Origin of the sequence: Superficieibacter sp. 1612_C1 (genome assembly GCF_015234305.1) — a bacterium.
Taxonomy (GTDB): Bacteria; Pseudomonadota; Gammaproteobacteria; order Enterobacterales; family Enterobacteriaceae; genus Superficieibacter.
Genome location: NZ_JADGMI010000001.1, coordinates 423,505 through 450,103 on the forward strand (window position 1 = coordinate 423,505; position 26,599 = coordinate 450,103).

The 26,599-nt window shown below is 54.8% G+C and carries 24 protein-coding genes and 7 tRNA genes; 3 read left to right on the top strand and 28 right to left on the bottom strand.

The window, feature by feature from the left end:
- Positions 1-23: 23 nt before the first annotated feature.
- The 6 genes from rlmH to leuS form a co-directional block, all read right to left on the bottom strand.
- Positions 24-491, bottom strand: coding sequence for a 23S rRNA (pseudouridine(1915)-N(3))-methyltransferase RlmH (rlmH, locus tag INT84_RS02065; protein WP_176917681.1), 468 nt, complete (start codon positions 489-491; stop codon positions 24-26).
- 3 nt (positions 492-494) lie between these two features.
- Positions 495-812: a ribosome silencing factor gene (gene rsfS, locus INT84_RS02070; protein WP_176917680.1), complete on the bottom strand. Its 318-nt coding sequence runs from the start codon at positions 810-812 to the stop codon at positions 495-497.
- Positions 813-1,065: 253 nt separating this feature from the next.
- The gene (nadD, locus tag INT84_RS02075; RefSeq protein WP_194205446.1) at positions 1,066-1,707 is read right to left on the bottom strand and encodes a nicotinate-nucleotide adenylyltransferase; all 642 of its coding nucleotides are present in this window, start codon (positions 1,705-1,707) and stop codon (positions 1,066-1,068) included.
- Position 1,708: 1 nt separating this feature from the next.
- Positions 1,709-2,740: a DNA polymerase III subunit delta gene (gene holA, locus INT84_RS02080; RefSeq protein WP_194205447.1), complete on the bottom strand. Its 1,032-nt coding sequence runs from the start codon at positions 2,738-2,740 to the stop codon at positions 1,709-1,711.
- Complete coding sequence (gene lptE, locus INT84_RS02085) at positions 2,740-3,315, bottom strand: LPS assembly lipoprotein LptE (RefSeq protein WP_176917677.1); 576 nt, start codon at positions 3,313-3,315, stop codon at positions 2,740-2,742. Before lptE ends, holA begins: the two co-directional genes overlap by 1 nt.
- Before the next feature lie 14 nt (positions 3,316-3,329).
- The gene (leuS, locus tag INT84_RS02090) at positions 3,330-5,912 is read right to left on the bottom strand and encodes a leucine--tRNA ligase (protein ID WP_194205448.1); all 2,583 of its coding nucleotides are present in this window, start codon (positions 5,910-5,912) and stop codon (positions 3,330-3,332) included.
- 225 nt (positions 5,913-6,137) lie between these two features.
- Between leuS and INT84_RS02095 the strand changes: the two genes are divergently transcribed.
- Together INT84_RS02095 and INT84_RS02100 are read left to right on the top strand one after the other, a co-directional pair.
- Positions 6,138-6,620 carry a zinc ribbon-containing protein gene (locus INT84_RS02095; protein ID WP_194206092.1) on the top strand — a complete coding sequence of 161 codons (483 nt, stop codon included), beginning with the start codon at positions 6,138-6,140 and terminating at the stop codon, positions 6,618-6,620.
- Between the two features lie 109 nt (positions 6,621-6,729).
- Positions 6,730-7,686 (top strand): hypothetical protein, encoded by a 957-nt coding sequence (locus INT84_RS02100; protein ID WP_194205449.1) that lies wholly within the window; start codon positions 6,730-6,732, stop codon positions 7,684-7,686.
- 58 nt (positions 7,687-7,744) lie between these two features.
- On the opposite strand, the gene rihA is transcribed toward INT84_RS02100, so the two are convergent.
- From rihA to miaB, 10 genes are all read right to left on the bottom strand, one after another.
- Entirely contained in the window at positions 7,745-8,692 is a 948-nt protein-coding gene (gene rihA, locus INT84_RS02105) for a pyrimidine-specific ribonucleoside hydrolase RihA (protein ID WP_194205450.1), read from the bottom strand.
- A gap of 117 nt (positions 8,693-8,809) precedes the next feature.
- Positions 8,810-9,535 (bottom strand): amino acid ABC transporter ATP-binding protein, encoded by a 726-nt coding sequence (locus INT84_RS02110; protein WP_194205451.1) that lies wholly within the window; start codon positions 9,533-9,535, stop codon positions 8,810-8,812.
- A complete protein-coding gene (gltK, locus tag INT84_RS02115; protein ID WP_194205452.1) occupies positions 9,532-10,209 on the bottom strand; it encodes a glutamate/aspartate ABC transporter permease GltK in 678 nt (225 codons plus the stop codon). Before gltK ends, INT84_RS02110 begins: the two co-directional genes overlap by 4 nt.
- Entirely contained in the window at positions 10,209-10,949 is a 741-nt protein-coding gene (gene gltJ, locus INT84_RS02120) for a glutamate/aspartate ABC transporter permease GltJ (RefSeq protein WP_176917671.1), read from the bottom strand. The genes gltK and gltJ overlap by 1 nt, the downstream gene beginning before the upstream one ends.
- A 163-nt stretch (positions 10,950-11,112) precedes the next feature.
- Positions 11,113-12,021 carry an amino acid ABC transporter substrate-binding protein gene (locus INT84_RS02125; protein WP_176917670.1) on the bottom strand — a complete coding sequence of 303 codons (909 nt, stop codon included), beginning with the start codon at positions 12,019-12,021 and terminating at the stop codon, positions 11,113-11,115.
- Between the two features lie 547 nt (positions 12,022-12,568).
- Positions 12,569-14,110: an apolipoprotein N-acyltransferase gene (lnt, locus tag INT84_RS02130; RefSeq protein ID WP_194205453.1), complete on the bottom strand. Its 1,542-nt coding sequence runs from the start codon at positions 14,108-14,110 to the stop codon at positions 12,569-12,571.
- A gap of 5 nt (positions 14,111-14,115) precedes the next feature.
- On the bottom strand, positions 14,116-14,994 hold the full coding sequence (corC, locus tag INT84_RS02135) for a CNNM family magnesium/cobalt transport protein CorC (protein ID WP_176917668.1): 879 nt from the start codon (positions 14,992-14,994) through the stop codon (positions 14,116-14,118).
- A gap of 97 nt (positions 14,995-15,091) precedes the next feature.
- On the bottom strand, positions 15,092-15,559 hold the full coding sequence (ybeY, locus tag INT84_RS02140; RefSeq protein ID WP_176917667.1) for an rRNA maturation RNase YbeY: 468 nt from the start codon (positions 15,557-15,559) through the stop codon (positions 15,092-15,094).
- The gene (locus INT84_RS02145) at positions 15,556-16,596 is read right to left on the bottom strand and encodes a PhoH family protein (protein WP_176917666.1); all 1,041 of its coding nucleotides are present in this window, start codon (positions 16,594-16,596) and stop codon (positions 15,556-15,558) included. The genes ybeY and INT84_RS02145 overlap by 4 nt, the downstream gene beginning before the upstream one ends.
- A gap of 174 nt (positions 16,597-16,770) precedes the next feature.
- Complete coding sequence (gene miaB / locus INT84_RS02150) at positions 16,771-18,195, bottom strand: tRNA (N6-isopentenyl adenosine(37)-C2)-methylthiotransferase MiaB (protein ID WP_194205454.1); 1,425 nt, start codon at positions 18,193-18,195, stop codon at positions 16,771-16,773.
- A gap of 144 nt (positions 18,196-18,339) precedes the next feature.
- On the opposite strand from miaB, the gene ubiF reads away from it, so the two are divergent.
- Positions 18,340-19,515, top strand: coding sequence for a 3-demethoxyubiquinol 3-hydroxylase (gene ubiF, locus INT84_RS02155; RefSeq protein WP_194205455.1), 1,176 nt, complete (start codon positions 18,340-18,342; stop codon positions 19,513-19,515).
- Between the two features lie 117 nt (positions 19,516-19,632).
- Here ubiF and INT84_RS02160 read toward each other — a convergent pair whose 3' ends face one another.
- The 12 genes from INT84_RS02160 to nagA all read right to left on the bottom strand — a co-directional run bounded on the left by INT84_RS02160 (position 19,633) and on the right by nagA (position 26,571).
- Positions 19,633-20,214 (bottom strand): hypothetical protein, encoded by a 582-nt coding sequence (locus INT84_RS02160; protein ID WP_194206093.1) that lies wholly within the window; start codon positions 20,212-20,214, stop codon positions 19,633-19,635.
- A gap of 127 nt (positions 20,215-20,341) precedes the next feature.
- Positions 20,342-20,416, bottom strand: a tRNA-Gln gene (locus INT84_RS02165).
- Positions 20,417-20,475: 59 nt separating this feature from the next.
- Positions 20,476-20,550, bottom strand: a tRNA-Gln gene (locus tag INT84_RS02170).
- Between the two features lie 47 nt (positions 20,551-20,597).
- Positions 20,598-20,674: transfer RNA gene (locus INT84_RS02175), tRNA-Met, on the bottom strand.
- Positions 20,675-20,695: 21 nt separating this feature from the next.
- A tRNA-Gln gene (locus tag INT84_RS02180) sits at positions 20,696-20,770 on the bottom strand.
- A gap of 37 nt (positions 20,771-20,807) precedes the next feature.
- Positions 20,808-20,882 (bottom strand) — tRNA-Gln (locus INT84_RS02185).
- Between the two features lie 104 nt (positions 20,883-20,986).
- Positions 20,987-21,071 (bottom strand) — tRNA-Leu (locus tag INT84_RS02190).
- Positions 21,072-21,078: 7 nt separating this feature from the next.
- Positions 21,079-21,155: transfer RNA gene (locus tag INT84_RS02195), tRNA-Met, on the bottom strand.
- Between the two features lie 219 nt (positions 21,156-21,374).
- The gene (gene asnB, locus INT84_RS02200) at positions 21,375-23,039 is read right to left on the bottom strand and encodes an asparagine synthase B (RefSeq protein WP_176917662.1); all 1,665 of its coding nucleotides are present in this window, start codon (positions 23,037-23,039) and stop codon (positions 21,375-21,377) included.
- Positions 23,040-23,395: 356 nt separating this feature from the next.
- Positions 23,396-24,148, bottom strand: coding sequence for an HAD-IIA family hydrolase (locus INT84_RS02205; RefSeq protein WP_176917661.1), 753 nt, complete (start codon positions 24,146-24,148; stop codon positions 23,396-23,398).
- Positions 24,149-24,192: 44 nt separating this feature from the next.
- On the bottom strand, positions 24,193-25,413 hold the full coding sequence (locus INT84_RS02210) for an N-acetylglucosamine repressor (protein WP_194205456.1): 1,221 nt from the start codon (positions 25,411-25,413) through the stop codon (positions 24,193-24,195).
- A 9-nt stretch (positions 25,414-25,422) separates the two neighbouring features.
- Positions 25,423-26,571 carry an N-acetylglucosamine-6-phosphate deacetylase gene (gene nagA, locus INT84_RS02215; RefSeq protein WP_194205457.1) on the bottom strand — a complete coding sequence of 383 codons (1,149 nt, stop codon included), beginning with the start codon at positions 26,569-26,571 and terminating at the stop codon, positions 25,423-25,425.
- Between the last annotated feature and the right edge of the window lie 28 nt (positions 26,572-26,599).

The following is a 26,599-nucleotide window of genomic DNA, read 5'->3' on the forward strand; positions in this document are numbered from 1 at the left end:
TGCTTAGTCTACCCTGATCATCGTTACTCGCGGTGGTAGGGGTGGTTAGTGGTGATACTCCACGCCCGATAAAGGCTCTCAGCGACCAGTACCCGAACGAGGGGATGGGGCAGGGTCAGCGTAGAGAGAGACCAGCTTTGTTCTGCCGCTGCTTTGCAGGCAGGAGACAGCCCTTCCGGCCCGCCGATCAACAGGCTGACATCGCGGCCATCCTGTTTCCAGCGCTCCAGCTCAACGGCAAGCTGCGGCGTATCCCAGGGCTTACCGGGAATATCAAGGGTCACGATGCGATTCTTGCCAGCCGCAGCCAGCATCAGCTCACCCTCTTTATCGAGAATACGCTTGATATCCGCATTTTTGCCGCGTTTACCGGCGGGAATTTCCACCAGTTCAAACGGCATATCTTTGGGAAAGCGACGTAGATACTCTGTAAATCCGGCTTGCACCCAGTCCGGCATTTTGGTGCCGACGGCTACCAGTTGCAGCTTCACGCATTAACCCCAGAGTTTTTCCAGTTCATACAGGCGACGGCTATCTTCCTGCATCACATGGACAATCACATCGCCTAAATCAACAACGATCCAGTCGGCGGAGTTTTCGCCTTCCACGCCCAGCGGCAGCATGCCAGCGGCGCGCGACTCCTGCACGACGTGGTCGGCAATCGACATCACGTGGCGGCTGGAGGTGCCGGTACAAATAATCATGCAATCCGTAATACTGGATTTACCCTGAACATCCAGAGCCAGAATGTCCTGACCTTTAAGGTCATCAATTTTGTCGATTACAAAATCCTGAAGTGCTTTACCCTGCAAGAGTTCCCCCTGGGGATGAGATAATTAACAATAATAAACAGCCTGCCAGTATACCTGAAACGCAGACATTATCGGGACAAATGTCGCCGGGCAGACGTTTAAAAGTGGGCCATCATCCCACCCCTTGCACAGGAATGCATCGCCATTTTTGTAAAACAATTTTCAAACGGGCGTAAGGGCAGGAAAAGTCTGGCGCGGAGAATAGCAGTCTGCCGTAGGGTGTCAATGGGGATGACGCTGAGAGGGCAGAAAATTAACGGTAAAGGCCCTGCTGATGAATATACTCCTCCACGGCGGACGGCAACAGATCCTGACACGACTCCTGACGCGCCAGCCGCTCGCGGATCTCTGTGGAGGAAATGTTATACCACGGCGTTTCCGCCAGATAGATTTTCCCGGCGGGCAAAACGTGCAGTGCTTCTGGATCGTGGATCAGATGGCGTTCAAGCCACATCTGGCGGTCGGGGTCGGGCAGGGTGGACGGATAGCCCGGGCGACGGCAAACGAGCAAATGGGCGTAGTCGAGGATGGTTTCGTAGCGGTGCCAGGTGTGAAAGGTCAGGAGGGAATCCTGGCCGATAATAAACGCCAGCGGTTTATCCGCGCCTTGCTCTTCGCGCCACTCCTGTAATGTCTGCGAGGTCCAGGAGGGCGTATCGCGGCGCAGCTCCCGCTCATCAAGGGTAAACAGGGGCTTATCGGCAATCGCCAGTTCAAGCATGGTTTTACGCTGCTCGCTGCTCGCCACCGGCTGCGGGCGATGCGGCGGAACGTTATTGGGCATTAAGATTGTGCGATCCAGCCCCACAAGGTTAGCCAGCGTTTCGACTGGTTTAAGATGCCCGTAATGGACAGGATCGAACGTGCCGCCAAACAAGGCCTGTAATCTGGTCATATCACCCGTCAATGAAAATCTCTGCCAGCGCTTTATGACAGAGTAGCAGAGAAAGGCTTTCCACACTGGTCCACACGGACTGACTGTAATCCTGCTTGAGCGTCAGTTCGGCGCGGCTTAATAGCGTCACCGCCTGACGCAGCTGGTTTTCACTCAGACGATTAAGCGCCTCACCGACCATCGCGCGGCGGTTTTGCCAGACGCGATACTTATCGAACAGAGAACGTAACGGCGTATGGGCCATCTGCCGTTTAAGGTTTACCAGCATCAGCAGTTCACGTTGCAGGGTGCGCAGCAGGATCGCCGGTTCGCTGGCTTCCAGCTGAAGCTGATGCAGGATATGCAGCGCGCGTTTACTTTTGCCAGCCAGCAGCGCATCGACCCAGTGAAACGGAGTAAAGTGCGCGGCATCGTTGACCGCCTGTTCAACGCGCGGCAGGGTCAGTTTCCCGTCCGGCCACAGCAGCGCAAGCCGCTCCAGCGCCTGTGCCAGCGCCAGTAAATTGCCTTCGTAGCAGTAGCACAGCAACTGACTGGCCGCATCGTCTATCTGCAAGTTGTTCTGCTTAGCGCGTGCGGCGAGCCAGCGCGGTAGCTGCGCCTGCTCCGGCGTCTGGCAGGTCACCAGTACCGAGCGGTTGGCGAGGGCGGCGATCCACGGCGCATTTTCCTGCGCTTTAGTCAGCTTGTTACCGCGCACGATCAGCAGCAAGTCATCGTGCAACAGACTCACCAGCGTAGAGAGCGGTTCATTAAACGGCGCGCCAGGCCCGTTTTCCGGCAGCAGCAACGTCAGCGTCTGGCGACTGGCAAAAAGACTCATCGCCTGACAGAGTGAATAGAGGGCGTTCCAGTCGGTGCTGGCATCCAGCGTAAAGGTATGATGTTCTTCAAACCCTTGCGCAACGGCAGCCTGACGCACCGCGTCCTGGCTTTCCTGTACCAGCAGGGGATCGTTTCCGAGAAGCAGATACGCCGCGCGCAGCCCTTCAGAGAGCTGCGCGCGGAGTTGTTCCGGGTACAACCGAATCATCAGTTGCTCAGCGTCGTCGTTACACGGCCTGACGTTGGGGCAACCGAATCAGAGGTCGTAGCATTCTCTTCTTCATCGGCGGCCTTCACGCTTGGCAGTTTACGAATCAGCTGTTCAGCGGCTTTATCGTACATTTCACTGATAATCATGCTTTGCTCGGCATCTTTCGCCAGTGCGCGCTGCGGGTTGTCAAAGAACGAACGGTAGACCCGGGTATTGATAGGGTAGATATCGTGGCCCGGGATCAACACGGATGCGCTGACCTCCATCACCATCTGATACTCTGCCGTCTGACCGTTCTGGAATACCGACGCCGTATCCTGCGAAACAGACGCCGCGCCCAGACGCAGAGACGGAATATCTTTCCGCGTTGTCTCTTTTTGCTCTACAACCTCAATGCCGTTCAGACGCAGTTGATTGCGCACCGCGCGGCTCAGCGGGCCATTTGGATCGCCTGAGTCCAGGATCATCGTTTTCATGGTTGTCGGCACCTGCGTCGTACTACGCAGATGCCAGCCACAACCGGCGGTGGCAAGCACCGCCAAAGATAACAACAGAGTAACCAGATGTCGCACGCTTCCTCCCGCGTTTAACCCACAACCAGATTGAGCAGTTTACCCGGCACGTAAATCACTTTACGCACGGTAACGCCGTCAAGGTATTTTGCGACCAGATGTTCCTGACCCGCACGTTCACGAACCTGTTCTTCGGTAGCATCTACCGCGACAGTAATTTTACCACGTACTTTGCCGTTGACCTGCACCACAACCAGCGTGCTGTTTTCGACCATGGCTTTTTCATCCGCTACCGGCCACGGCGCATTGTCGATGTCGCCTTCACCGTTCAGTTCCTGCCACAGGGTGAAGCACATATGCGGCGTGAACGGGCTGAGCATCCGCACTACCGCCAGCAGGGCTTCCTGCATCAGGGCGCGATCCTGCTCATCTTCCTGCGGTGCTTTCGCCAGCTTGTTCATCAGCTCCATGATCGCCGCAATAGCGGTGTTAAAGGTCTGACGACGGCCAATATCGTCGGTGACTTTGGCGATGGTTTTGTGAACATCACGGCGCAGCGCCTGCTGATCTTCGCTCAGTGCATCCACGTTCAGCGCGGAAGCGGCACCTTTAGCGGTATGTTCGTACACCAGACGCCAGACGCGTTTCAGGAAGCGGTTTGCGCCTTCTACGCCAGATTCCTGCCATTCCAGCGTCATATCTGCCGGAGAGGCAAACATCATAAACAGACGCACGGTATCCGCGCCGTAGCGTTCAACCATCTCCTGCGGGTCGATGCCGTTGTTTTTCGACTTGGACATCTTGCTCATGCCGGTATAGACCAGCTCATGACCTGCGGCATCTTTCGCGTTAACAATACGGCCTTTGTCATCACGCTCGGTAATGGCGTCTTTCGGCGACACCCAGTTACGCTCGCCGTTTTCACCCACGTAATAGAACGCGTCAGCCAGTACCATCCCCTGACACAGCAGTTGTTTAGCCGGTTCGTCAGAGTTAACCATGCCCGCATCGCGCATCAGCTTGTGGAAGAAGCGGAAGTAGAGCAGGTGCATAATGGCGTGTTCAATACCGCCAATGTAGATATCGACCGGCAGCCAATAGTTCGCCGCTTCCGGGTCCAGCATGCCTTCATTGTACTGCGGGCAGGTGTAACGCGCGTAGTACCAGGAGGACTCCATAAAGGTGTCGAAGGTGTCGGTTTCACGCAGCGCAGGCTGGCCGTTCACGGTGGTTTTAGCCCACTCAGGATCGGCTTTGATCGGGCTGGTGATCCCATCCATTACCACGTCTTCCGGCAGGATCACCGGCAGTTGATCTTCCGGCGTCGGCAGCACGGTGCCGTCTTCCAGCGTGACCATCGGGATCGGCGCACCCCAGTAACGTTGACGAGACACGCCCCAGTCGCGCAGACGGTAGTTAATTTTACGTACGCCCACACCTTTGGCCGCCAGCTTGTCAGCAATGGCGTTGAATGCCTCTTCAAACGCCAGTCCGTCAAATTCGCCGGAGTTAAACAGCACGCCTTTTTCCGTCATCGCCTGTTCAGACAGATCCGGTGCGGAACCGTCGGCGGCCAGGATAACCGGCTTGATGGTCAAACCATATTTGGTGGCAAATTCATAATCGCGCTGATCGTGACCCGGAACGGCCATCACCGCACCCGTACCGTACTCCATCAGCACAAAGTTCGCCGCCCATACCGGAACCTCTTCGCCGGTCAACGGGTGAACCGCTTTAAAGCCGGTATCGACGCCTTTTTTCTCCATCGTTGCCATATCGGCTTCGGCCACTTTGGTATTGCGGCATTCATCGATAAAGGCAGCCAGTTCAGGATTTGTCGCGGCGGCTTTTTGCGCCAGCGGGTGACCTGCGGCCACGGCCAGATAGGTGGCACCCATAAAGGTGTCCGGGCGCGTGGTGTAGACGGTCAGCGTGTTTTCGTAACCGGTCACGTCGAAGGTGATTTCCACGCCTTCAGAACGACCGATCCAGTTGCGCTGCATGGTTTTCACGGTGTCCGGCCACTGATCCATATGGTCCAGATCGTTGAGCAGCTCGTCAGCGTAGGCGGTGATTTTAATAAACCACTGCGGGATCTCTTTACGCTCGACTTTGGTGTCGCAGCGCCAGCAGCAGCCGTCAATGACCTGCTCGTTCGCCAGCACGGTCTGGTCGTTCGGGCACCAGTTCACCGCGGACGTTTTCTTGTATACCAGACCTTTTTTAAACAGCTCGGTGAAGAATTTCTGCTCCCAGCGATAGTATTCCGGCGTACAGGTCGCCAGCTCGCGGCTCCAGTCATAGCCAAAACCCAGCGTTTTGAGCTGGTTTTTCATGTAGGCGATATTTTCGTAGGTCCACGGTGCTGGCGCGGTGTTGTTTTTCACCGCAGCGCCTTCTGCTGGCAGACCGAACGCATCCCAGCCAATCGGCTGGAGCACGTTTTTACCCAGCATGCGCTGATAACGGGAGATCACATCGCCGATGGTGTAGTTGCGCACGTGGCCCATATGTAGTCGGCCAGAAGGATAGGGAAGCATCGACAGGCAGTAATACTTCTCTTTACTTGCGTCTTCGGTCACTTCAAATGTGCGCTTCTCTTCCCAGTGAAGCTGTACTTTGGATTCTATCTCTTCCGGGCGATATTGCTCTTGCATGGCAGCCAGTAGTCCTGTTTTGCGAATAGCTACAACGGTAGCCGTTTAATGTGGTAATTAAGATCCGCATAGCATAGCCCAAACGCCCGCGCCAAAACAGCCTTTCACACACTCCCCCGGCGCAAAAAGCTTGCAGGAATTTACACACTCTGTGGTGCACTCAACAGAGCGTAGCGTAAATAACGTCTATCATTATAGGTAGTTAACGACCCAGGAGACGAAATGATGAACAAGGTTGCTCAATTTTACCGGGAACTGGTAGCCACATTAACGGAGCGGCTGCGCAATGGCGACCATGACATCGATGCGCTGGTCGAGCAGGCGCGCCTGCGGGTAACGCAAACCGGGGAGTTAACGCGAACCGAAATCGACGAGCTGATCAAAGCCGTGCGACGCGACCTGGAAGAGTTCGCCAGAAGCTATGAAGAGAGCCAGAGCGACGTCGCAGATAGCGTCTTCCTGCGGGTGATTAAAGAGAGCGTCTGGCAGCAGCTGGCGGATATCACCGACAAAACGCAGCTGGAGTGGCGAGAAGTGTTTCAGGATCTCAACCATCACGGCGTGTATCACAGCGGGGAAGTGGTGGGGCTGGGCAACCTGGTATGCGAGAAGTGCCACTTCCATCTGGCAGTGTATACCCCTGACGTACTGCCGCTGTGTCCGAAATGCGGGCACGATCAGTTCCAGAGACGGCCATTTGAGCCTTGATAGCCGCAAAGCGTCGGCGCAGAATGCACTTACACTGCGCCGGCGCGTTAGCACTCGTCAGGGAGGCGTTATCGCGTGCTGATAATCATATCGACAGGGATGAAACACGATGAAGCAATCTTTATTACCCTTTATCCACGGCCTCACCACGTTGCTCCTGTGTCTGGGCGCATTCTCCGTTCACGCTGATATCACCCTCACCGCCAGCGATGAGCAGCAAATTAATGCGCTGGTGGATCGCTGGAATGATGTGCTGAACCGGGCTGAGAACGCCCGGCCGCAGTCGCTTTATGCTGAGAATGTGGAGTGGTTTGGCAAGACGCTACCCGCGCAGCAGGTGATTGCCAACAGCCAGGCTTTTCTGGCAAAGAATAAGGAATATCAGCAACGTATTGTCAGCACGCTGAATATTCAGCCTGTAAGCGAGAGTGACGATCGTGTAATGGTACGTTTTGTGAAATCCGCCGGGCTGGAAACGTTTAAGGAAAAAAATTATCCGGCAGAGCTACAGATGAGAAAAACTCCCGCAGGCTGGCGCATTGTCAGCGAAACGGATGCCATTACTCGCGCTAATCAGAATAAAGATGTTTATGCCGGGGTGATCAAAGGTAAATTCGACGGCAAAAATAGTAGTTACGCGTGGATGAGCGATGCCGATCCGCGTACCGGCGGCATGTGCACCGAAGAGAGCGATTGCGACTGTACATTGTGGAACAGCGATCCTCATGTCAAACCGGTTAAAATATCACAATGTCTGGTAGGGCATATGGAAATGCTGTCCGGGCTGGATGATAGCGGCCGCGACCGGGTAGTGGCGTTTCCGGAATGGTGGACCAGCGCAATGCGTGTAGTGTATGTCTACGATATTCAGCAGAAGCAGTGGATCAAGACGATGTCGGGCTTCTCCATGAATATTAATCTCCAGGAAGCGGCTTCGGCGGCAGATCTGGTTAAACGTGATCCGCAGCATCCGGGTAAAGTGAAAGTGACGCAGGCCACCTTTGATGAGGCCGCGGAAGAGGCGACAACGGAAGTGGTAAGCCAGACGCTGTTAACGCTGAAGTAGAAGGTCGCTCCCCCGACCCTGAAATACGCGGGCGAAGGGGAGCGCGGCGCGTCTGTGGCTATCGCGGCGTTGACGCGTAATACGTTAGCCGCTCCGCCAGCAAATCAATGAACGCCTTACGGTCAATGTCCACCATCACGCTGGCGTTTGGTTTATTTGTCGTCAGGAAATAATAATCCACCACCGTCATGCCCTGCGTATATTTCCCTCGGGTTTCTACGCCAACCCAGCGATCAATAGTGGTAAATATTTCTGGTTTCAACAGCCAGGCAATAGTACAGGGATCGTGCAGTGGCGCGCCGCTAAAGCCCCATTTTTCATCTTTATGGTATTGCAGGAAGAAGTCGAGCAGCTCAGCAACGACGGTGGCGACAGGATTGCCGATGGCGCGAAAGCGCTCAATATCTTCCTCATGAATTTGCGCTTTATGGGTGACGTCCAGCCCGGCCATGACTACCGGCAGGCCGGATTGAAAGACGATCTCTGCCGCTTCAGGATCGACGTAAATATTAAACTCGGCGGCGGGCGTCCAGTTACCCAGCGTCATAGCACCGCCCATGATCACAATCCGGTCAATTTTATGGTGCAACTGTGGATAGCCGTTAAGCAGCAGGGCGACATTGGTTTGAGGGCCGGTGGCAACAAGGGTAACGGGCGTCTCGCTCTCGCGCAGGACTTTCGCCATCAGTTCAACCGCAGTACAGTCCTGCGGCGTGAATGCCGGCTCAGGCAGGGTGGGACCATCCAGTCCGCTCTCGCCGTGTACGTTATCGGCAATAATCAGATCGCGCATCAGTGGCCGGGCGGCACCGCCCGCCACCGGAATATCCTGACGGCCCGCCAGCGTCAGCATCCGCAGGACATTACGCAGCGTTTTATCCGGCGTTTGATTCCCGGCTGATGAGGTGATGGCTTTAACCTCCAGTTCCGGGGAGGCGAGGGCGAGAACAATGGCGATCGCGTCGTCATGACCTGGATCGCAATCAATAATGATCGGGTGGCGCATTTCATTTTCCTTATGCACATGAATTCTGTGACAAGGTTAACGTCATGTCGTTCAGGAAACGAGATTGTGCGCAGAAAAACGTGATATGGCGCGCACACTGCGGTGCGCACCAGAAGATTAATGCAGGATTTTGGCGAGGAAATCTTTCGCACGGTCGGAGCGGGGGTTGGCAAAGAACTCCTCTTTCGCGGAATCCTCAACGATTTTGCCTTCATCCATGAAAATCACCCGATTTGCCACTTTGCGCGCAAAGCCCATCTCGTGCGTCACCACCATCATCGTCATCCCTTCATTCGCCAGCTCGACCATCACGTCCAGCACCTCGTTGATCATCTCCGGATCGAGGGCAGAGGTCGGTTCGTCAAACAGCATCGCCACCGGGTCCATACACAGGGCGCGGGCAATCGCCACGCGCTGCTGCTGGCCGCCGGAAAGCTGCGACGGGAACTTATTGGCATGTGCGGAAAGGCCGACGCGTTCAAGAAGCTTCAGCCCTTTTTCCCGCGCGGCGGCTTTGTTGCGCTTAAGCACTTTCACCTGCGCCAGCGTCAGGTTCTCAATAATCGACAGATGCGGAAAAAGTTCGAAGTGCTGGAACACCATCCCCACGTGCGAGCGCAGCTCGGCGAGATTGGTCTTCTTATCGTTGACTTTGGTGCCGTTAACGACAATCTCGCCTTTCTGTACCGGCTCAAGACCATTGACGGTCTTGATCAGCGTCGATTTACCGGAGCCGGAAGGGCCGCAAACTACTACCACTTCGCCTTTTTTCACTTCGGTTGAGCAGTCGGTCAGCACCTGAAAGTGACCATACCATTTAGAAACATTTTTCAGGGAAATCATGACACTGTCCTTTTCTTCAAGTAGCTGACCAACAGCGAAGCACTCAGGCTGATAACAAAATACACTGCCCCGGCAAAGAGGATCATCTCGACCTGGGTACCATCACGCTCGCCGATAGTGGAGGCGGTGCGGAAGAAGTCGGCGAGACTTAATACGTATACCAGTGACGTATCCTGGAACAGGACAATCCCCTGGGTGAGCAACAGTGGCACCATCGCACGAAACGCCTGCGGCAGAATAATCAGTTTCATCGACTGCCAGTGGGTCATCCCCAGCGCCAGCGCGGCGCTCGATTGTCCGCGAGAAATACTCTGAATACCCGCACGGATAATCTCTGAGTAATAGGCCGCTTCAAACATCGAAAAGGCGACCATCGCAGAAATAAGCCGGATATCGGTTTTCGGCGAGAGTCCCAGCACATTTTGCAGAAAACCGGGGACAATCAGGTAAAACCACAGCAGCACCATCACCAGCGGGATGGAGCGGAAGACGTTAACGTAAGCTTTGGCGAACCAGGCAACGGGTGCAAAACTCGACAGCCGCATGACGGCGAGGAGAGTACCCCAGACAATCCCGATAATTACCGCCGTGACGGTAATCTTCAACGTAATGATAAGTCCGGCCAGCAGATATGGCAGAGAAGGAACGATTGAACTCCAGTCAAACTCGTACATTATTTGCCTCCCATATTGCCAGGCAGGCGGATTTTACGTTCTACCAGATTCATCACCAGCATGATAATGGCATTGATCAACACATAAGCGAGGGTGATGGCGGTGAAAGACTCCCAGGCGTGCGCGGAATAGTCCAGCAATTTGCCGGCCTGCGCCGCCATATCCACCAGACCAATGGTGGAGGCGATGGCCGAGTTTTTCACCAGGTTCATCATCTCAGAGGTCATCGGTGGAACGATGACCCGATAGGCATTCGGCAGCAGCACGTAGCGGTAGGCTTGCGGCAGCGTTAACCCCATCGCCAGCGCGGCATTTTTCTGCCCGCGCGGCAGCGACTGAATAGCGGCGCGGACCTGCTCGCAGACGCGGGCGGCGGTAAACAGCCCCAGACAAATCATCGAGGAAAGGAAAAACTGGATATTAGGATCCAGTTCGGCTTTAAACCACATGCCGAGATCTTCAGGTAATAGCTCCGGCACCACCAGGTACCAGGTAAAAAACTGGACGATCAGCGGAACGTTACGGAACAGTTCAACGTACAGCGTGCCGAGGCCGGATAAAAAACGGTTGGGCACGGTGCGCAGGATGCCAAACAGTGAGCCAATAAGAAAGGCGATAATCCAGGCGGTAATCGACAGTGCGACGGTGACCTGGAAGCCGTTCCACAGCCAGCCCAGGTAAGTCGTATTGCCGAACGGAGCCTGCTGTAAAAAAATACCCCAGTTCCAGTCTATGGACATACATCTACTCCAGAAAAAAAAGGGTAGCAGCGCTACCCTCGAAGATCGTTAAACAGCGTACTGCGGTTTTCGCGTCGGGTGGGGAACGACCCCCCGACGTATAGTCTGTCCGTGCTGTTCAGCAATCGAGAGGGCAGATAACCCTGCCCCTGTTTCTTTTTAATTAGTTCAGAGCTTTGTCATTCGGTTCTTTGAACAGTGCTTTCATCTCATCAGAGAGTTCGAAATTCATGTTCAGGTTTTTCGGCGGGATAGGATTTTTAAACCACTTATCAAACCATTTTTCCGCTTCGCCTGAGGTTTGCGCCTGGGCGATGGTGTCATCCATCAGCTTTTTAAATTGCGCATCATCTTTACGCAGCATACAGCCGTAAGCTTCCTGGGACTGCGGCTTGCCGACGATCTCCCAGTTATCCGGTTTCTTCGCCTTGGCGCGTTCGCCGGCCAGCAGGGCGTCATCCATCATAAAGGCGACGGCGCGGCCGCTTTCCAGCGTGCGGAAGGAATCGCCGTGATCTTTGGCGCTGATAATGCGCATATCCATTTTCTGCTCATCGTTGAGCTTATGCAGCAGCACTTCTGAGGTCGTACCGGAAGTCACAACCACCGCTTTGCCTTTCAGGTCCGGGAAGTCTTTAACGTTGCCGCCTTTTTTGGCCAGCAGGCGAGTCCCGACCACAAAGATGGTATCGGAGAAGGACGCTTGTTTTTGACGCTCAAGGTTGTTGGTGGTGGAACCGCACTCAAAATCAAAGGTGCCGTTTTGCAGCAGCGGAATACGGTTCTGGGAGGTGATAGGAATAAGCTTCACCTGTAGGTCAGGTTTGTTGAGCTTTTTCTTCACCGCTTCAACGATGGCGTTAGAGTAGTCCTGAGAATAACCGACCACTTTTTGCTGATTATCGTAATAGGAGAATGGCACGGATGATTCGCGGTGACCGACAACAATGACGCCGTTTTTAGCGATTTTATCCAGCGTGCTGCCTGCCGCCGGGGCCGCATCTTCTGCATGGACCACGCCCGCCGAGACGCCCATCACCAGCATTGCCGTGGCCAGTTTACGTAATTGCATATCCAACTCCTTTTTATCGTCAGCGCCGGGGACGCTATTGATACCCGTTATGAGTGTTGTGTTGTTATGACCTGCGACTTAAGCGTGCAGTGTTATTGCCATTTGTTAACATTTAGTCTGGCTTAATGTAAAGATTTTGCTGCGTTATTGTTTATTTTTGCGAAGTGACCCGCACCATTTGAAGGCAAAAATAGGGGCTTGCACTTTTCGGGTGCTACCGGTGCGCCAATATGGTGCGACCGGGTTGCGCCTTATGCGTATTTCGCAGCCTGCTATAAATAATAAGCAAAGGATGTGCCAGGAATGGGTGAGGATGGGGATGACATCGCATATACGGCACAGAGAAATGAGCCGTAATGCCGGGTGGCGGCTTCGCCTTACCCGGCCTACAGAACTGACGAACTTGCGCCCCGGGGCATGTATGGGGCAGAGCATTGACGTCGTAATGCCGGGTGGCGGCTTCGCCTTACCCAGCCTACATAACGGAGCGCGTTTTAGACTGTAGGCCCGGCAAGCTTGCGCCGCCGGGCATGTAGGGGCAGAGCGTTTAGTGCTTACGGCGCTGGCGCAAACTCATCACCAGCCCGCCAAAGCCAAACAGCGCGGTCAGGATCCACAGCGGCCAGTTACCGGTACGTGCGTAAGGCGTCAGGCCGGTGGTTGGCGTCACGTTAGCGGTCAGCACCTGGCGGGTAAACTGCGGGATCATCGCCTGAACGTCACCGTCGGCACCAATCACCGCCGTAATACCGTTGTTGGTGCTGCGCAGCAGCGGACGTGCCAGCTCCAGCGCACGCATCCGTGCCATCTGGAAATGCTGCCACGGGCCGATGGATTTACCAAACCACGCGTCGTTGGAGATCGTCAGCAGGAAATCATTCTCCGGACGGAAGTTATCCCGCACCTGCTCGCCGAGGATGATCTCGTAACAGATCGCCGCCGTCAGCTTATAACCATCTACCGACAGCGGAGGCTGAACATACGGCCCACGGCTGAAAGAGGACATCGGCAGGTCAAAGAACGGTGCCAGCGGACGCAGGATAGCTTCCAGCGGCACGAACTCACCAAACGGCACCAGATGGTTTTTATTGTAACGATCGTCGGAGTTGTAGCTGTACGGCGATCCTTTACCCAGGGTGATGATGGTGTTGTAGGTGTCGTAACGATTCTGCTTATTCAGCCGCGCATCGACAATGCCGGTGATAAGCGAACTGCCTTTCTCGCGCAACATGCCGTCCAGCTCGCCGAGCAACGGCTGCTGGTTAATCTCCAGATCGGTAATCGCCGATTCCGGCCAGATAATCAGTGATGATTTACCCATCAGCGGTTTCGTGGCATCGATATAGACTTTCAACGTGGCGAGGAGCTGGCCCTCATCCCATTTTAGCGACTGAGGGATATTGCCCTGCACCAGCGACACCTGGGTCGTCTTTTCCGGCTCCGGCTGATACCACTGGATATAACGCAGCGGGAAGGGCAGGGCAAACAGCACAACAGCTGCCGCCAGCGGTCGCCAGCTGCGCGTTGCCGCGGCCAGTACCAGCAGACCGCTCACCACCATTAACAGGAAATTGATGGATTCAACGCCCATCACCGGAGCCATGCCTTTCAGCGGACCGTCGATCTGGCTATAGCCGAACTGTAGCCACGGGAATCCGGTTAGCACCCAGCCGCGTAAAAACTCGCTGATTTGCCAGACCACCGGCGCGGCGATTGCCACACGAACCCAGTTTGTTTTCGGCCACAGTCGCGCGAGAATGCCGCCGAAAAGCCCGGTATAAAGCGACATATACGCGGCGAGCAACACGACCAGGAAAACGTTAATCGGCCCCGGCATGCCGCCAAACTGCGCGATACTGACATAGACCCAGTTAATGCCGCTGCCAAAAAGGCCAAAGCCCCAGAAGAAACCAATCGCGGCGGCCTGTAACGGACGGCGGTTAAGCGTCAACCCCTGAAGCCCCATCAGCGAAACAAGCGCAGCGGGCCAGACGTCATAAGGAGAAAAAGCCAGCGTTCCGCTGGCTCCCAAAAGTAGCGCCAGCAGCAGACGTACGCGCTGGCGTTCAAACAGTGAGGCAAATGCCATTTACATTACTCGTCCAGTTTAGGTTGCGCTGCATCGTCCGGGAGTTTGACGTGGACCTGAATAACCCGACGGCTGTCGGCCATAGCGACTTTGAACTGATAACCATCGATATCAATCGTTTCACCCCGGGCAGGAAGATGACCAAACGCCTGCATCACCAGACCGCCGATGGTATCCACTTCGTCATCGCTAAAATTCGTGCCGAAAGTTTCGTTAAAGTCCTCAATAGAGGCCAGCGCGCGCAGGGTCCAGGTATGGCGACTCAACTGACGGAAGTCGATATCCTCTTCTTCGTCGTATTCGTCTTCAATTTCACCGACGATCAGTTCGAGGATGTCTTCAATGGTCACAAGACCAGAGACGCCGCCAAACTCGTCGATAACAATCGCCATGTGATAACGCTGAGAACGGAACTCCTTGAGCATCCGGTCAACCCGTTTGCTTTCAGGAACAACCACCGCCTGACGTAACACCTTTTCCATGCTGAAGGCTTCGGCATCGCTGCGCATAAACGGCAGCAGATCTTTGGCCATCAGAATCCCTTCAACGTGATCTTTATCTTCGCTGATGACCGGGAAACGCGAGTGGGCGGATTCGATGATGACATCGAGGCATTCGTCCAGCGTCTGGTTGCGTTTCAGGGTGACCATCTGAGAGCGGGGGATCATGATATCGCGGACGCGCTGGTCGGCAATGTCCATTACCCCTTCGAGCATGTCGCGCGTATCTTCATCGATAAGCTCGTTCTGCCCGGAATCACGGATCAGCGCCAGCAGTTCATCACGGTTTTTCGGTTCGCCGTGGAAGAGTTGGCTTAATAACAGGGAGAAAAATCCCTTCTTGCTATTTATTGTGTCACTACTGTGTGAATTGTCGTCGCTCATGGCGTCGTGTGGGTTCTCATGTTAGTTAAAATGTCGCCGCGGCGCGCATCGTCAGCGCCGGGCGTGATGCCTGCGCGCCAGCGGACTGGCGCACGGGTTATTCCTTCTCGGCAATGTACGGATCCTCGTAGCCCAGAGCAAGCATTATCTCTGTTTCGAGCGACTCCATCTCTTCTGCTTCATCGTCTTCAATATGGTCGTAGCCCAGCAGATGCAGACTGCCGTGAATGACCATATGCGCCCAGTGCGCTTCCAGCGGTTTCTCCTGCTCTTTTGCTTCCTGTTCAACCACCTGGCGGCAGATGATCAAATCGCCCAGCAGCGGCATCTCAATGCCCGGAGGCGCTTCAAAAGGAAAGGAGAGCACGTTGGTGGATTTATCCTTGCCGCGATACGTCAGGTTAAGCTCGTGGCTTTCTGCTTCATCTACCAGACGAATCGTTACCTCTGATTCTTCCTGAAACTGGGGGATAACGGCATCCAGCCATGTCTGAAACTGACGTTCTTCCGGCAGGCCCGCGTTGTTTTCGCAGGCCAGTTGAAGGTCGAGGATCACTGCACTCATTTTTGCTCCTGCGCGTCGCGCTTGCGTTCTTCGGCCAGTTCAGCGCGACGTTTTTGATCGGCCTCTTCCCAGGCTTCATAGGCGGTGACGATACGGGCCACGACCGGGTGGCGCACCACGTCTTCGCTGTGGAAAAAGTTAAAGCTGATTTCCTCGACGTTCGCCAGCACTTCGATGGCGTGACGCAGCCCCGATTTGGTGCTGCGCGGCAGATCGACCTGGGTGATGTCACCGGTGATCACCGCTTTGGAGTTGAAGCCGATACGGGTCAGGAACATTTTCATCTGTTCGATGGTGGTGTTCTGGCTCTCATCGAGGATGATAAACGCATCGTTCAGGGTGCGACCGCGCATATAGGCCAGCGGCGCGACTTCAATAACATTGCGCTCCATCAGCTTCTCAACTTTCTCAAAGCCGAGCATTTCAAACAGCGCGTCATATAGCGGACGCAGATACGGGTCGACCTTCTGGCTGAGATCGCCCGGCAGGAAGCCCAGCTTTTCACCGGCTTCCACCGCCGGACGGGTCAGCAGAATACGGCGGATTTCCTGACGCTCAAGGGCATCTACCGCTGCCGCGACCGCCAGATAGGTTTTCCCCGTACCGGCAGGACCGACGCCAAAGGTGATGTCGTGATCAAGAATATTGGCGATGTACTGCGCCTGGTTCGGCGTGCGCGGTTTGATTACTCCGCGTTTGGTCTTGATATGGATCGCTTTGCCGTACTCCGGCACGCTCTCGGCGCTTTGCTCCAGCACCCGCGCTTCTTTAATGGCGAGGTGGATTTGTTCCGGCTCGATATCCTGGATCTGGCCGCGCATCGGGGCGGTATCAACATACAGGGTACGCAGGATATCCGCCGCGGCATTGACGCAGATCGGCCGGCCAGTGAGTGTAAAGTGGTAGTCGTGGCGATTGATCTCGATGCCCAACCGACGCTCCAGATGTTTGATGTTGTCATCAAATGGTCCGCACAGGCTCAACAGTCGGGCGTTATCGGCGGGCTCAAGGGTAATTTCACGAGATTCTGTATTCAAACTGTTCCTCTTTTACCGGTATGGCCGGATCGCGTGTCTTAGGCAGGGATCGGGCGGGATGTCATCTGTAATAACGAAATTATTCACGCCACAGAAAAAGGCGCAAGCTCTGAAGTCAATATGGGGGAGGAGAAGAGGGAAAACAAGGCCTGCCGTGAGGCAGGCCGGAGGAGATTATGGCTGGTAAATGCCGACGCCAATCTCGTTTTCTTTGCGGGTGCGGGCAATCACCGATGCCGGGGATTCATTGATGCGCAGGCCCATTTCCTCTTCGGTGCGTACCAGCTTGCCGCGCAGGGAGTTCGGGTAAACGTCGGTAATTTCAACGTCGACGAACTTGCCAATCATCTCCGGCGAACCTTCGAAGTTCACCACGCGGTTATTTTCGGTTCGGCCCGACAGTTCCATAATGCTTTTACGCGAGGTGCCTTCCACCAGGATGCGTTGGGTGGTGCCGAGCATACGACGGCTCCAGGCCATCGCCTGCTGATTGATACGTTCTTGCAGAATATAGAGACGCTGCTTCTTCTCTTCTTCCGGTACGTCGTCGACCATATCGGCGGCGGGTGTACCCGGACGGGCAGAGAAGATAAAGCTGTAGCTCATGTCAAAATTGACGTCAGCAATCAGCTTCATGGTCTTCTCAAAGTCCTCGGTAGTTTCACCGGGGAAGCCGACGATAAAGTCAGAGCTGACCTGAATATCCGGGCGTGCGGCACGAAGCTTGCGAATGATCGCCTTGTACTCCAGCGCGGTGTGGGTACGGCTCATCAGGTTCAGCACACGGTCGGAACCGCTTTGTACCGGCAGATGGAGGAAACTCACCAACTCCGGCGTATCGCGATAGACTTCAATGATGTCGTCAGTAAATTCGATCGGATGGCTGGTGGTGAAGCGCACGCGATCGATACCGTCAATGGCGGCAACCAGACGCAGCAACTCGGCGAAGGAACCGGTGGTACCGTCGTAGTTCTCACCACGCCAGGCATTCACGTTCTGGCCGAGCAGGTTAACTTCACGCACGCCCTGCGCTGCCAATTGAGCGATTTCAAACAGAATGTCGTCGCACGGACGGCTGACTTCTTCACCACGGGTATAGGGCACCACGCAGTAGGTACAGTATTTGTTGCAGCCTTCCATAATAGAAACGAAGGCGGTCGGGCCATCAGCGCGCGGTTCCGGCAGACGGTCGAATTTCTCGATTTCCGGGAAGCTGATATCAACCACCGGGCTGCGATCGCCGCGGACGGAGTTGATCATCTCTGGCAAGCGGTGCAGGGTCTGCGGTCCGAAGATAATATCCACATTGTTGGCGCGCTGGCGAATATGGTCGCCTTCCTGTGAGGCTACGCAGCCGCCGACGCCGATAATCAGGTCCGGATTTTTTTCCTTTAATAATCTCCAGCGACCTAACTGATGGAAGACCTTCTCCTGGGCCTTCTCGCGGATTGAGCAGGTGTTAAGCAGCAGCACATCCGCCTCTTCCGCTACCTCAGTGAGTTGGTAGCCATGCGTGGCGTCCAGCAGATCGGCCATCTTTGATGAATCGTATTCATTCATCTGACAGCCCCAGGTTTTAATGTGGAGTTTTTTTGTCATTGACTTGCTCTTGCGAAATAGTACCAGGAATGCAGGGCGCGTATTGTAATGCTTTGGCGCGGTTGTGACCATAGTTCATCTTCCGGCCAAATAAAAGCGAAAATCCTGTAAACTTAAGGGATTCTCTCAAAAGGATGGGTGGCCATGAAAAATCAAGCGGGTGAAGTCGCGGTTATCGGCGGCGGGATGGTCGGCGGCGCGCTGGCGTTGGGACTGGCGCAGCACGGTTTCACGGTGACGGTCATTGAGCGAGCAGCGCCGCCTGCCTTTGATCCCACCTCTCCGCCGGACGTGCGTATTTCGGCAATCAGCGCCGCCTCGGTCTCGCTGCTACGCGGTCTGGGCGTCTGGGACGCGGTGCTGGGGATGCGCGCGCACCCGTACCGCCGTCTTGAGACCTGGGAGTGGCAAAACGCGCATGTCGCTTTTGACGCCTCAGAGCTTAAGCTGCCGCACCTGGGTTACATGGTGGAAAATAACGTACTCCAGCGGGCGCTGTGGCAGGCGCTGGAAGCGCATCCGCAGGTGACGCTACGCGTTCCCGCCAGCGTGAAGTCAATGCGATATGACGGCGACAGGCAGGTGCTGGCCCTAGACGATGGCGATACGCTGACGGTGAAGCTGGTGGTGGGCGCGGATGGCGCGAACTCGCAGGTGCGGCAGATGGCGGGTATCGGTATTCACGCCTGGCACTATCAACAGGCCTGTATGCTGATCTCCGTCGAGTGTGAAAACGCACCGGGCGACAGTACCTGGCAGCAGTTTACTCCCAGCGGGCCGCGTGCGTTCCTGCCGCTGTTTGATAACCGGGCCTCGCTGGTCTGGTATGACACTCCGGCGCGTATTCGTCAGCTTCAGACGCTGAGTATGCCGCAGCTTGAACGCGAAATTGCGCAGCATTTTCCGGCGCGGCTAGGCAAAGTGACGCCGGTTGCCGCGGGCGCATTTCCGTTAACCCGTCGTCACGCTCTGAAATACGCGCTGCCAGGACTCGCGCTGGTGGGCGATGCGGCGCATACCATTCATCCGCTGGCGGGGCAGGGGGTTAACCTTGGCTATCGCGATGTGGATGCGCTGCTCGACGTGCTGACCAGTGCCCGCAGCCACGGCGAGGCGTGGGCCAGCCATCAGGTGCTGAAGCGCTATCAGATGCGACGGATGGCGGATAATTTCATTATGCAGTCCGGGATGGATCTGTTTTATGCCGGGTTCAGTAACGATCTGGGACCGCTGCGCGTACTGCGCAACGTGGGGCTGATGGCAGCCCAGCGCGCGGGCGTACTGAAGCGTCAGGCGCTGAAGTATGCGCTGGGATTGTAACCCTGTAAGACGAGCCACTGGCGACGCTGCGCTTGCACAGGCCTACAGATCGGACTTGTAGGCCGTGGTAAGCGTAGCGCCACCCGGCAACATCACCCCATCAGCCTCAGTTCAATCTTAAAGCCGATTAAACATCGGCTCCCTGCCGCGTTTCGTTGTTATAAACCCCTGATACCAGATGCTACCCGTGCGGGTCGTCAACAATTCACTTTCCCAGCGGTTGTAGATCAACGTATATAACAAAGCGAAATTCTTGCCCATCGCATACAGCAAGCCCAGTAAAACGATGCACGCTAACGACGGCGTAACCGGGTCGTTTTTCGGGTACAGAAATTCATGCGCAAGGATCCCCATGCTTAATAACGTCATTGCGGTTTTCCCGACAGCACAGCGAATAAAAAATTGCCGTAATCTGTCAACGGAATAGAAACAGGGGTTTTTAAGTACCGCACGTTGTTCCTGTGCCGGAAACCCATAAATATAAGCGATCCATTGCGTACTCTCGGTTAACGTTAACGCGCAGCCAGACTCATTGAGTCGGTGCAGACGCATCGCCACCATGACCGGGAATAGCAGCCCTGACAGGATGAAATAGAAGAGAGGGGTCGACAGGCCACAAAAAGTGAAACCCAAACCTACAACGAGCAATAGCAGATGGCTGAGGCGAGTGTAAAAGGGAGAGAAAAGCTGATAGTTCATCACAAAATCCTTATTGTGTGGTTATGAACACATCATAACATCGCGCTGTAGGTTACTGAATAGCCCGATCCTTTTCAGGATTTTAGAAAACAAAAAAGCCCGCCGAAGCGAGCTTTTTTGTTTTGTGTGGCTGGGGTACGAGGATTCGAACCTCGGAATGCTGGTATCAGAAACCAGAGCCTTACCACTTGGCGATACCCCAATGGTTTGTCGGATATGACTCCAACAGGTGCGCTCAGTACAACGAACGTCTTTTAAAATTGGCTGGGGTACGAGGATTCGAACCTCGGAATGCTGGTATCAGAAACCAGAGCCTTACCACTTGGCGATACCCCAACAATTTGTTCCGGAGATAACGAGTTAAACTCACTACATCCTGTAACTGGTGGCTACGACGGGATTCGAACCTGTGACCCCATCATTATGAGTGATGTGCTCTAACCAACTGAGCTACGTAGCCAAATACTATCACATTCTTTGATGGCTGGGGTACCTGGATTCGAACCAGGGAATGCCGGTATCAAAAACCGGTGCCTTACCGCTTGGCGATACCCCAATGCCTGTCGCGGTAAACCCGCACATATCAAAGAATTTGGCTGGGGTACCTGGATTCGAACCAGGGAATGCCGGTATCAAAAACCGGTGCCTTACCGCTTGGCGATACCCCAACAAATCTTCTTCCAGATAAGATTTCTTCGGGCAATATCGCAAGTGGCCTTAGAGGCTCACTTACCGCCTGGAGAAACCCTATCCGCGCAACGCTTATCGGAAATGGTGCGGGAGGCGAGACTTGAACTCGCACACCTTGCGGCGCCAGAACCTAAATCTGGTGCGTCTACCAATTTCGCCACTCCCGCAAAAAGATGGTGGCTACGACGGGATTCGAACCTGTGACCCCATCATTATGAGTGATGTGCTCTAACCAACTGAGCTACGTAGCCATCTTTTTTCGCGTTACCTTATCGGCGTTGCGGGGCGCATTATGCGTATTGGACCCTGAAGCGTCAACACCTTTTTCACTGAAAGTAGCCCGAAAGTGACTGTTTGGTTAGGTTGCGAACAGCGTGGCGTAATATTCGTCAATTATTGAAAAAGGGTTGCGGATTGTATGCTTAAAAACAGCAGCGGACCCCGCAGGGTCCGCTGTGAGGCAGGCGTAATTATTTGTACGCCGACTGGTGCACACCAACCGCGCGGCCTGATGGATCGTTCATCGTTTTAAACGCTTCATCCCATTCGATAGCTTTGGCTGAGGAGCAGGCGACTGACGGGCCACCCGGCACACATTCTGCGGCGCTCGGGACCGGGAACAGCTCTTCAAAAATTTCACGGTACAAATACGCTTCTTTCGACGATGGCGTGTTGTACGGGAAGCGGAAGCTGGCGGTTTCCAGTTGTTGATCGGAAACCTGCTTCGCTGCCACTTCTTTCAGCGTATCGATCCAGCTGTAGCCTACGCCATCGGAGAACTGCTCTTTCTGACGCCATGCCACGCTTGCCGGCAGATAGGATTCAAAACATTCGCGCAGGATATGTTTTTCCATTTTGCCGTTGCCGCACATTTTGTCCTGCGGGTTAATGCGCATCGCCACGTCGAGGAATTTTTTATCGAGGAAGGGCACGCGTGCTTCCACGCCCCAGGCCGACATCGCCTTGTTAGCGCGGGCGCAGTCGAACATATGCAGCGCCTGCAACTTACGCACAGTCTCTTCGTGTAACTCTTTTGCATCTGGCGCTTTATGGAAATAGAGGTAGCCACCAAACACTTCATCGGAGCCTTCGCCGGAGAGCACCATTTTAATGCCCATCGCTTTGATTTTACGCGACATCAGATACATCGGCGTCGAGGCGCGGATGGTGGTGACATCATAGGTTTCGATGTGGTAAATCACGTCACGGATGGCATCCAGACCTTCCTGCACGGTGAAGTGGATCTCATGATGGACGGTGCCAAGGTGGTTAGCCACTTCCTGTGCGGCTTTCAGATCCGGCGCACCTTCCAGCCCGACGGCAAAGGAGTGTAGCTGTGGCCACCAGGCTTCTGAGCGCTCCTGATCTTCCACGCGGCGGGCCGCGAATTTCTTGGTGATCGCGGAGATCACGGAAGAGTCCAGGCCGCCAGAGAGCAGCACACCATACGGCACATCGGACATCAGGTGGCTTTTCACCGCCTCTTCCAGTGCCTGACGCAGTTCGTTTTTATCGGTAACGTTGTCTTTTACCGCCTCGTAGCTGAACCAGTCGCGATGATAGTACGGACGAATTTCACCGTCCTGACTCCACAGGTAGCTGCCTGCCGGGAACTCTTTAATGGTGCGGCATACCGGCACCAGCGCTTTCATTTCTGAGGCAATATACAGGTTGCCGTGTTCGTCGTGCCCCATATACAGCGGAATAATACCGATATGATCGCGACCAATCAGGTACGCGTCTTTTTCACTGTCGTAAAGCACGAAAGCAAACATGCCCTGTAGTTCATCGAGGAATTCGGGACCTTTTTCCTGATACAGCGCGAGGATAACTTCACAGTCGGAGCCCGTCTGGAAATGATAACGGTCGCCATATTCAGCGCGCAGTGCCTGGTGGTTGTAGATCTCACCGTTAACGGCCAGCGCATGCGTTTTTTTCTCGTTATACAGCGGCTGGGCACCGGCGTTAACGTCGACAATCGACAGACGTTCGTGTGCGAGGATGGCTTTATCGCTTGCGTAAACGCCGGACCAGTCCGGACCACGGTGGCGCATCAGACGTGACAGCTCCAGCGCTTTTTTACGCAGCTCACCCGCGTCAGTTTTAATATCCAGTACGCCAAAAATAGAACACATAACCTTCTCCGTTAACCCTGTGATGTTGCCTGATAATGAAAATGCCGCAAAGCCGGGCGGTGCGCAAGGGTTTTGGTGGAGGGATCGGAAAAAATGCAATAGCGATTAGCGAATGATGAAAAAACGCTGTCTCCAGAGAAGATATATTAGCGAATATGCATTTTTAAGGCGTTTTTATTGAATAAGGGTTTCGAGGAGGGCGGAGATAAAACCCGTTTAGGTAAGGTTGATGGCAAACCGTCCGTGGATATCGGGGCGACCACCGGGTTGGGCCTCCCTCCGGGAACCCAATCCCGGCGTTTCCCCTGAGAGGCCATGCTGGCAGCCGTCTGACCACGTCCGCAGGCGTGGTGTTGTTAAAAAATATCAATCTCGGCGACGGAGGGATAAATCCACGATGGCCGAAAAGGCATGCTATCAATATCATCCAGCGTCGACACGCCAGAGAGCACCAGAATAGTTTCCAGCCCGGCCTGAAAACCGGCCAGAATATCGGTGCGCAGGTTATCGCCAACAATCACCGTCTGCTCGGAATGCGCCTGCATGGTGTTCAGCGCGGCGCGAATAATCCACGGGCTGGGTTTGCCCACGCAAAACGGTTTACGTCCGGAGATTTTCTCAATACCCGCGCAGAGCGCCCCGCAGGCCGGATAGAAGCCGCGGCCGTGGGTGTCCGGGTTGGTGGCGATAAACCGTGCGCCGTTAGCGACAAAGAAGGCCGCTTTGTGCATCATTTCCCAGTTGTAGGAGCGGGTTTCGCCGACGATAACAAAGTCCGGGTTCACGTCAGTGATGGTAAAACCGGCTTTATACAGTTCATGAATCAACGCGCCTTCACCCACTACGTATGCTTTTTTCCCCTCCTGCTTGCGCAGAAAGTCGGCGGTCGCCATGGCGGAGGTATAGAAAACGCTGTCCGGCACGTTGATACCGGCGGTGGCAAAACGGTTAGCCAGGTCTTGTCCGGTCTGTGAAGGATAGTTAGTCAACAGGACCAGCGGCAGGCCCTTCTCCAGAATACGGGTTAAAAACTCTGCGGCACCTGGTACAGCAACGTTATCGTGCATCAGCACGCCGTCAATATCACAAATGATGTTTTGAATGGTCATGAACAACCCAGTTGTAAAAATAAGGTAACGACTATAAGCCGCCGTTAATTTTCCAGCAAACGTTGCAGCAAAATCCCGTTTAGCATGGCGCGTTTGACCAGCGCGAAAGCGCCAATCGCGGAGCGGTGATCCAGCGTCGAGCGCACCACCGGGAGGTTTTTACGGAACGCCTGTAGCGCCTGAGTATTGATGCAGCTTTCAATGGCTGGCAGGAGGATCTTTTCTGCTTCGACGATTTCCCCGGCGATCACCACTTTCTGCGGATTAAAGAGGTTGATGGCGATGGCAATGGTTTTACCCAGATGACGCCCCACGTGCTCTATGACTTCACTGGCGAGCGCATCGCCTTTATTAGCGGCCTTACAGATTGTTTTGATCGTACAGTCATCCGGCTTCACACGGCTCTGATGACCCTTTTCCAGTAACTGACGAACGCGTTGTTCAATGGCGGCATTGGCGGCAACGGTTTCCAGACAGCCAAAATTGCCGCAGTGACAGCGCTCGCCCAGCGGGTCGACCTGAATATGGCCGATCTCGCCGACGTTGCCGTTACGGCCGATGAAAATGCGACCATTGGAGATGATCCCCGCGCCAGTCCCGCGATGCACGCGAACCAGAATGGAGTCCGCACAATCCTGGCTGGCACCGAAATAGTGTTCCGCCAGCGCCAGGCTGCGAATGTCGTGACCCACAAAACAGGTGACGTTGAAGCGTTTTTCCAGCGCCTCTACCAGCGACCAGTTTTCCACCTGAATATGCGGCATGTAGCGAATGACGCCGCTCTCTGGATCGACCAGTCCCGGCAGGATCACCGAGATGGCGATCAGTTCGCGTATCTTGCGCTGGCAGTCCTCGATAAAGCGGGCAATGGTGTTAAGCAGCGCGTGTTCGAGTGTTTCCTGGGTGCGCTCTGGCAGAGGGTAGTGCTCTTCAGCCAGCACTTTGCTGCTCAGATCGTAAAGGGTGAGGGTGGTGTCGTAGCGACCGAGCCGGACGCCGATAGCATGAAAATGACGGGTTTCTGTGATGATGGAAATAGCGCGGCGGCCCCCGGTAGAGGCCTGCTGATCGACTTCTTTGATCAGACCGCGCTCGATAAGCTGACGCGTGATTTTGGTCACGCTGGCCGGGGCGAGCTGGCTCTGTTCGGCAATCTGAATGCGCGAGATAGGCCCGTGCTGATCAATCAGGCGGTAGACAGCCGCACCGTTGAGCTGTTTAACGAGGTCAACATTACCAATCTGAGCTTGCCCGCCTGATGTCATACTTTCTCTTTACCCGTTGACGACCTCGTTACCATTAACGATAGTCTTGATGATCTTATAATCGCGCGTGAACGCGGTCAGGTTGGCCACCATGCCTGGTGCAATGCTGCCCAACTGCTTATCTACGCCAATGGCGCGTGCCGGATAAAGTGTTGCCATGCGCAGTGCTTCATCCAGTGCGATATTCACGTGCTCGACCAGATTGCGCACCCCCTCAATCATGGTCAGCGACGAACCGCTTAACGTGCCGTTTTCATCCACGCACAGTCCGTTACGGTAGTATATTGTTTTACCAGCAAAAATGAACTGATCAATATCTGCGCCAGCGGGCGCGGTGGCGTCCGTTACCAGACAAAGTTTATCGCCTTTCAGACGCTTAGCGTTACGAATATTCACATAATCAACGTGAAGTCCGTCAGCAATAATGCCACACCATACGTCTGGCTCGTCAAAAATTGCGCCAATTAACCCCGGTTCGCGGCCGCTGATATATGGCATCGCGTTATAAAGGTGGGTGGCGAAAGTGATCCCGGCGCGGAAGCCGCGTTTTGCTTCTTTTACCGTGGCATTAGAGTGTCCGGCAGAAACAACGATTCCCGCCGCTGCCAGTTGAGTAATGACCTCAGGCGCAACCTGCTCCGGCGCGAGGGTGATTTTGGTGATCACATCGGCGTTCTCACACAGAAAATCGACCAGCGCGGCATCCGGCATACGTACAAACTGCGGATTATGGGTGCCTTTTTTAACGATGTTGAGCCACGGCCCTTCCAGATGCAGACCCAGCGCCTGATGCGGATGTTTCGCCAGGTATTCGCGCATCACGCGGACGCCCTGTTTCATTAGATCGTCGCTGGTGGTAATCAGCGTCGGCAGGTAGCTGGTACAGCCCGATTTTTCATTGGCGCGCTGCATAATTTCAAGCGTTTCAATGCTGACCGCATCGGCGGTGTCGTTAAACTGCACGCCGCCGCAGCCGTTCAACTGAACATCAATAAAACCGGGGGAGACGATGGCCCCGTTCAGCGACCGCTGTTCAATCCCCGCAGGCAGTTCCGTCAGCGGACAAAGACGTTCGATCAGGCCATTGGCGATAACAATCGCATGGTCATCAAGGATTTCGTGACCGGTATAAATCCGGCCGTGGGTTAATGCATACATGTCGACCCCCGGTGGGAAAAATAACCGT

Coding starts and splice junctions, on each gene's coding strand:
- INT84_RS02095 (WP_194206092.1), top strand. CDS start 6,138: ATGAACAAGGTTGCTCAATTTTACCGGGAACTGGTAGCCACATTAACG.
- lnt (WP_194205453.1), bottom strand. CDS start 14,110: ATGGCATTTGCCTCACTGTTTGAACGCCAGCGCGTACGTCTGCTGCTG.
- miaB (WP_194205454.1), bottom strand. CDS start 18,195: ATGACAAAAAAACTCCACATTAAAACCTGGGGCTGTCAGATGAATGAA.
- gltJ (WP_176917671.1), bottom strand. CDS start 10,949: ATGTCCATAGACTGGAACTGGGGTATTTTTTTACAGCAGGCTCCGTTC.
- ybeY (WP_176917667.1), bottom strand. CDS start 15,559: ATGAGTGCAGTGATCCTCGACCTTCAACTGGCCTGCGAAAACAACGCG.
- asnB (WP_176917662.1), bottom strand. CDS start 23,039: ATGTGTTCTATTTTTGGCGTACTGGATATTAAAACTGACGCGGGTGAG.
- leuS (WP_194205448.1), bottom strand. CDS start 5,912: ATGCAAGAGCAATATCGCCCGGAAGAGATAGAATCCAAAGTACAGCTT.
- nadD (WP_194205446.1), bottom strand. CDS start 1,707: ATGACCAGATTACAGGCCTTGTTTGGCGGCACGTTCGATCCTGTCCAT.
- INT84_RS02100 (WP_194205449.1), top strand. CDS start 6,730: ATGAAGCAATCTTTATTACCCTTTATCCACGGCCTCACCACGTTGCTC.
- INT84_RS02205 (WP_176917661.1), bottom strand. CDS start 24,148: ATGACCATTCAAAACATCATTTGTGATATTGACGGCGTGCTGATGCAC.
- INT84_RS02210 (WP_194205456.1), bottom strand. CDS start 25,413: ATGACATCAGGCGGGCAAGCTCAGATTGGTAATGTTGACCTCGTTAAA.
- rihA (WP_194205450.1), bottom strand. CDS start 8,692: ATGCGCCACCCGATCATTATTGATTGCGATCCAGGTCATGACGACGCG.
- INT84_RS02125 (WP_176917670.1), bottom strand. CDS start 12,021: ATGCAATTACGTAAACTGGCCACGGCAATGCTGGTGATGGGCGTCTCG.
- ubiF (WP_194205455.1), top strand. CDS start 18,340: ATGAAAAATCAAGCGGGTGAAGTCGCGGTTATCGGCGGCGGGATGGTC.
- holA (WP_194205447.1), bottom strand. CDS start 2,740: ATGATTCGGTTGTACCCGGAACAACTCCGCGCGCAGCTCTCTGAAGGG.
- INT84_RS02110 (WP_194205451.1), bottom strand. CDS start 9,535: ATGATTTCCCTGAAAAATGTTTCTAAATGGTATGGTCACTTTCAGGTG.
- gltK (WP_194205452.1), bottom strand. CDS start 10,209: ATGTACGAGTTTGACTGGAGTTCAATCGTTCCTTCTCTGCCATATCTG.
- INT84_RS02160 (WP_194206093.1), bottom strand. CDS start 20,214: ATGAACTATCAGCTTTTCTCTCCCTTTTACACTCGCCTCAGCCATCTG.
- corC (WP_176917668.1), bottom strand. CDS start 14,994: ATGAGCGACGACAATTCACACAGTAGTGACACAATAAATAGCAAGAAG.
- nagA (WP_194205457.1), bottom strand. CDS start 26,571: ATGTATGCATTAACCCACGGCCGGATTTATACCGGTCACGAAATCCTT.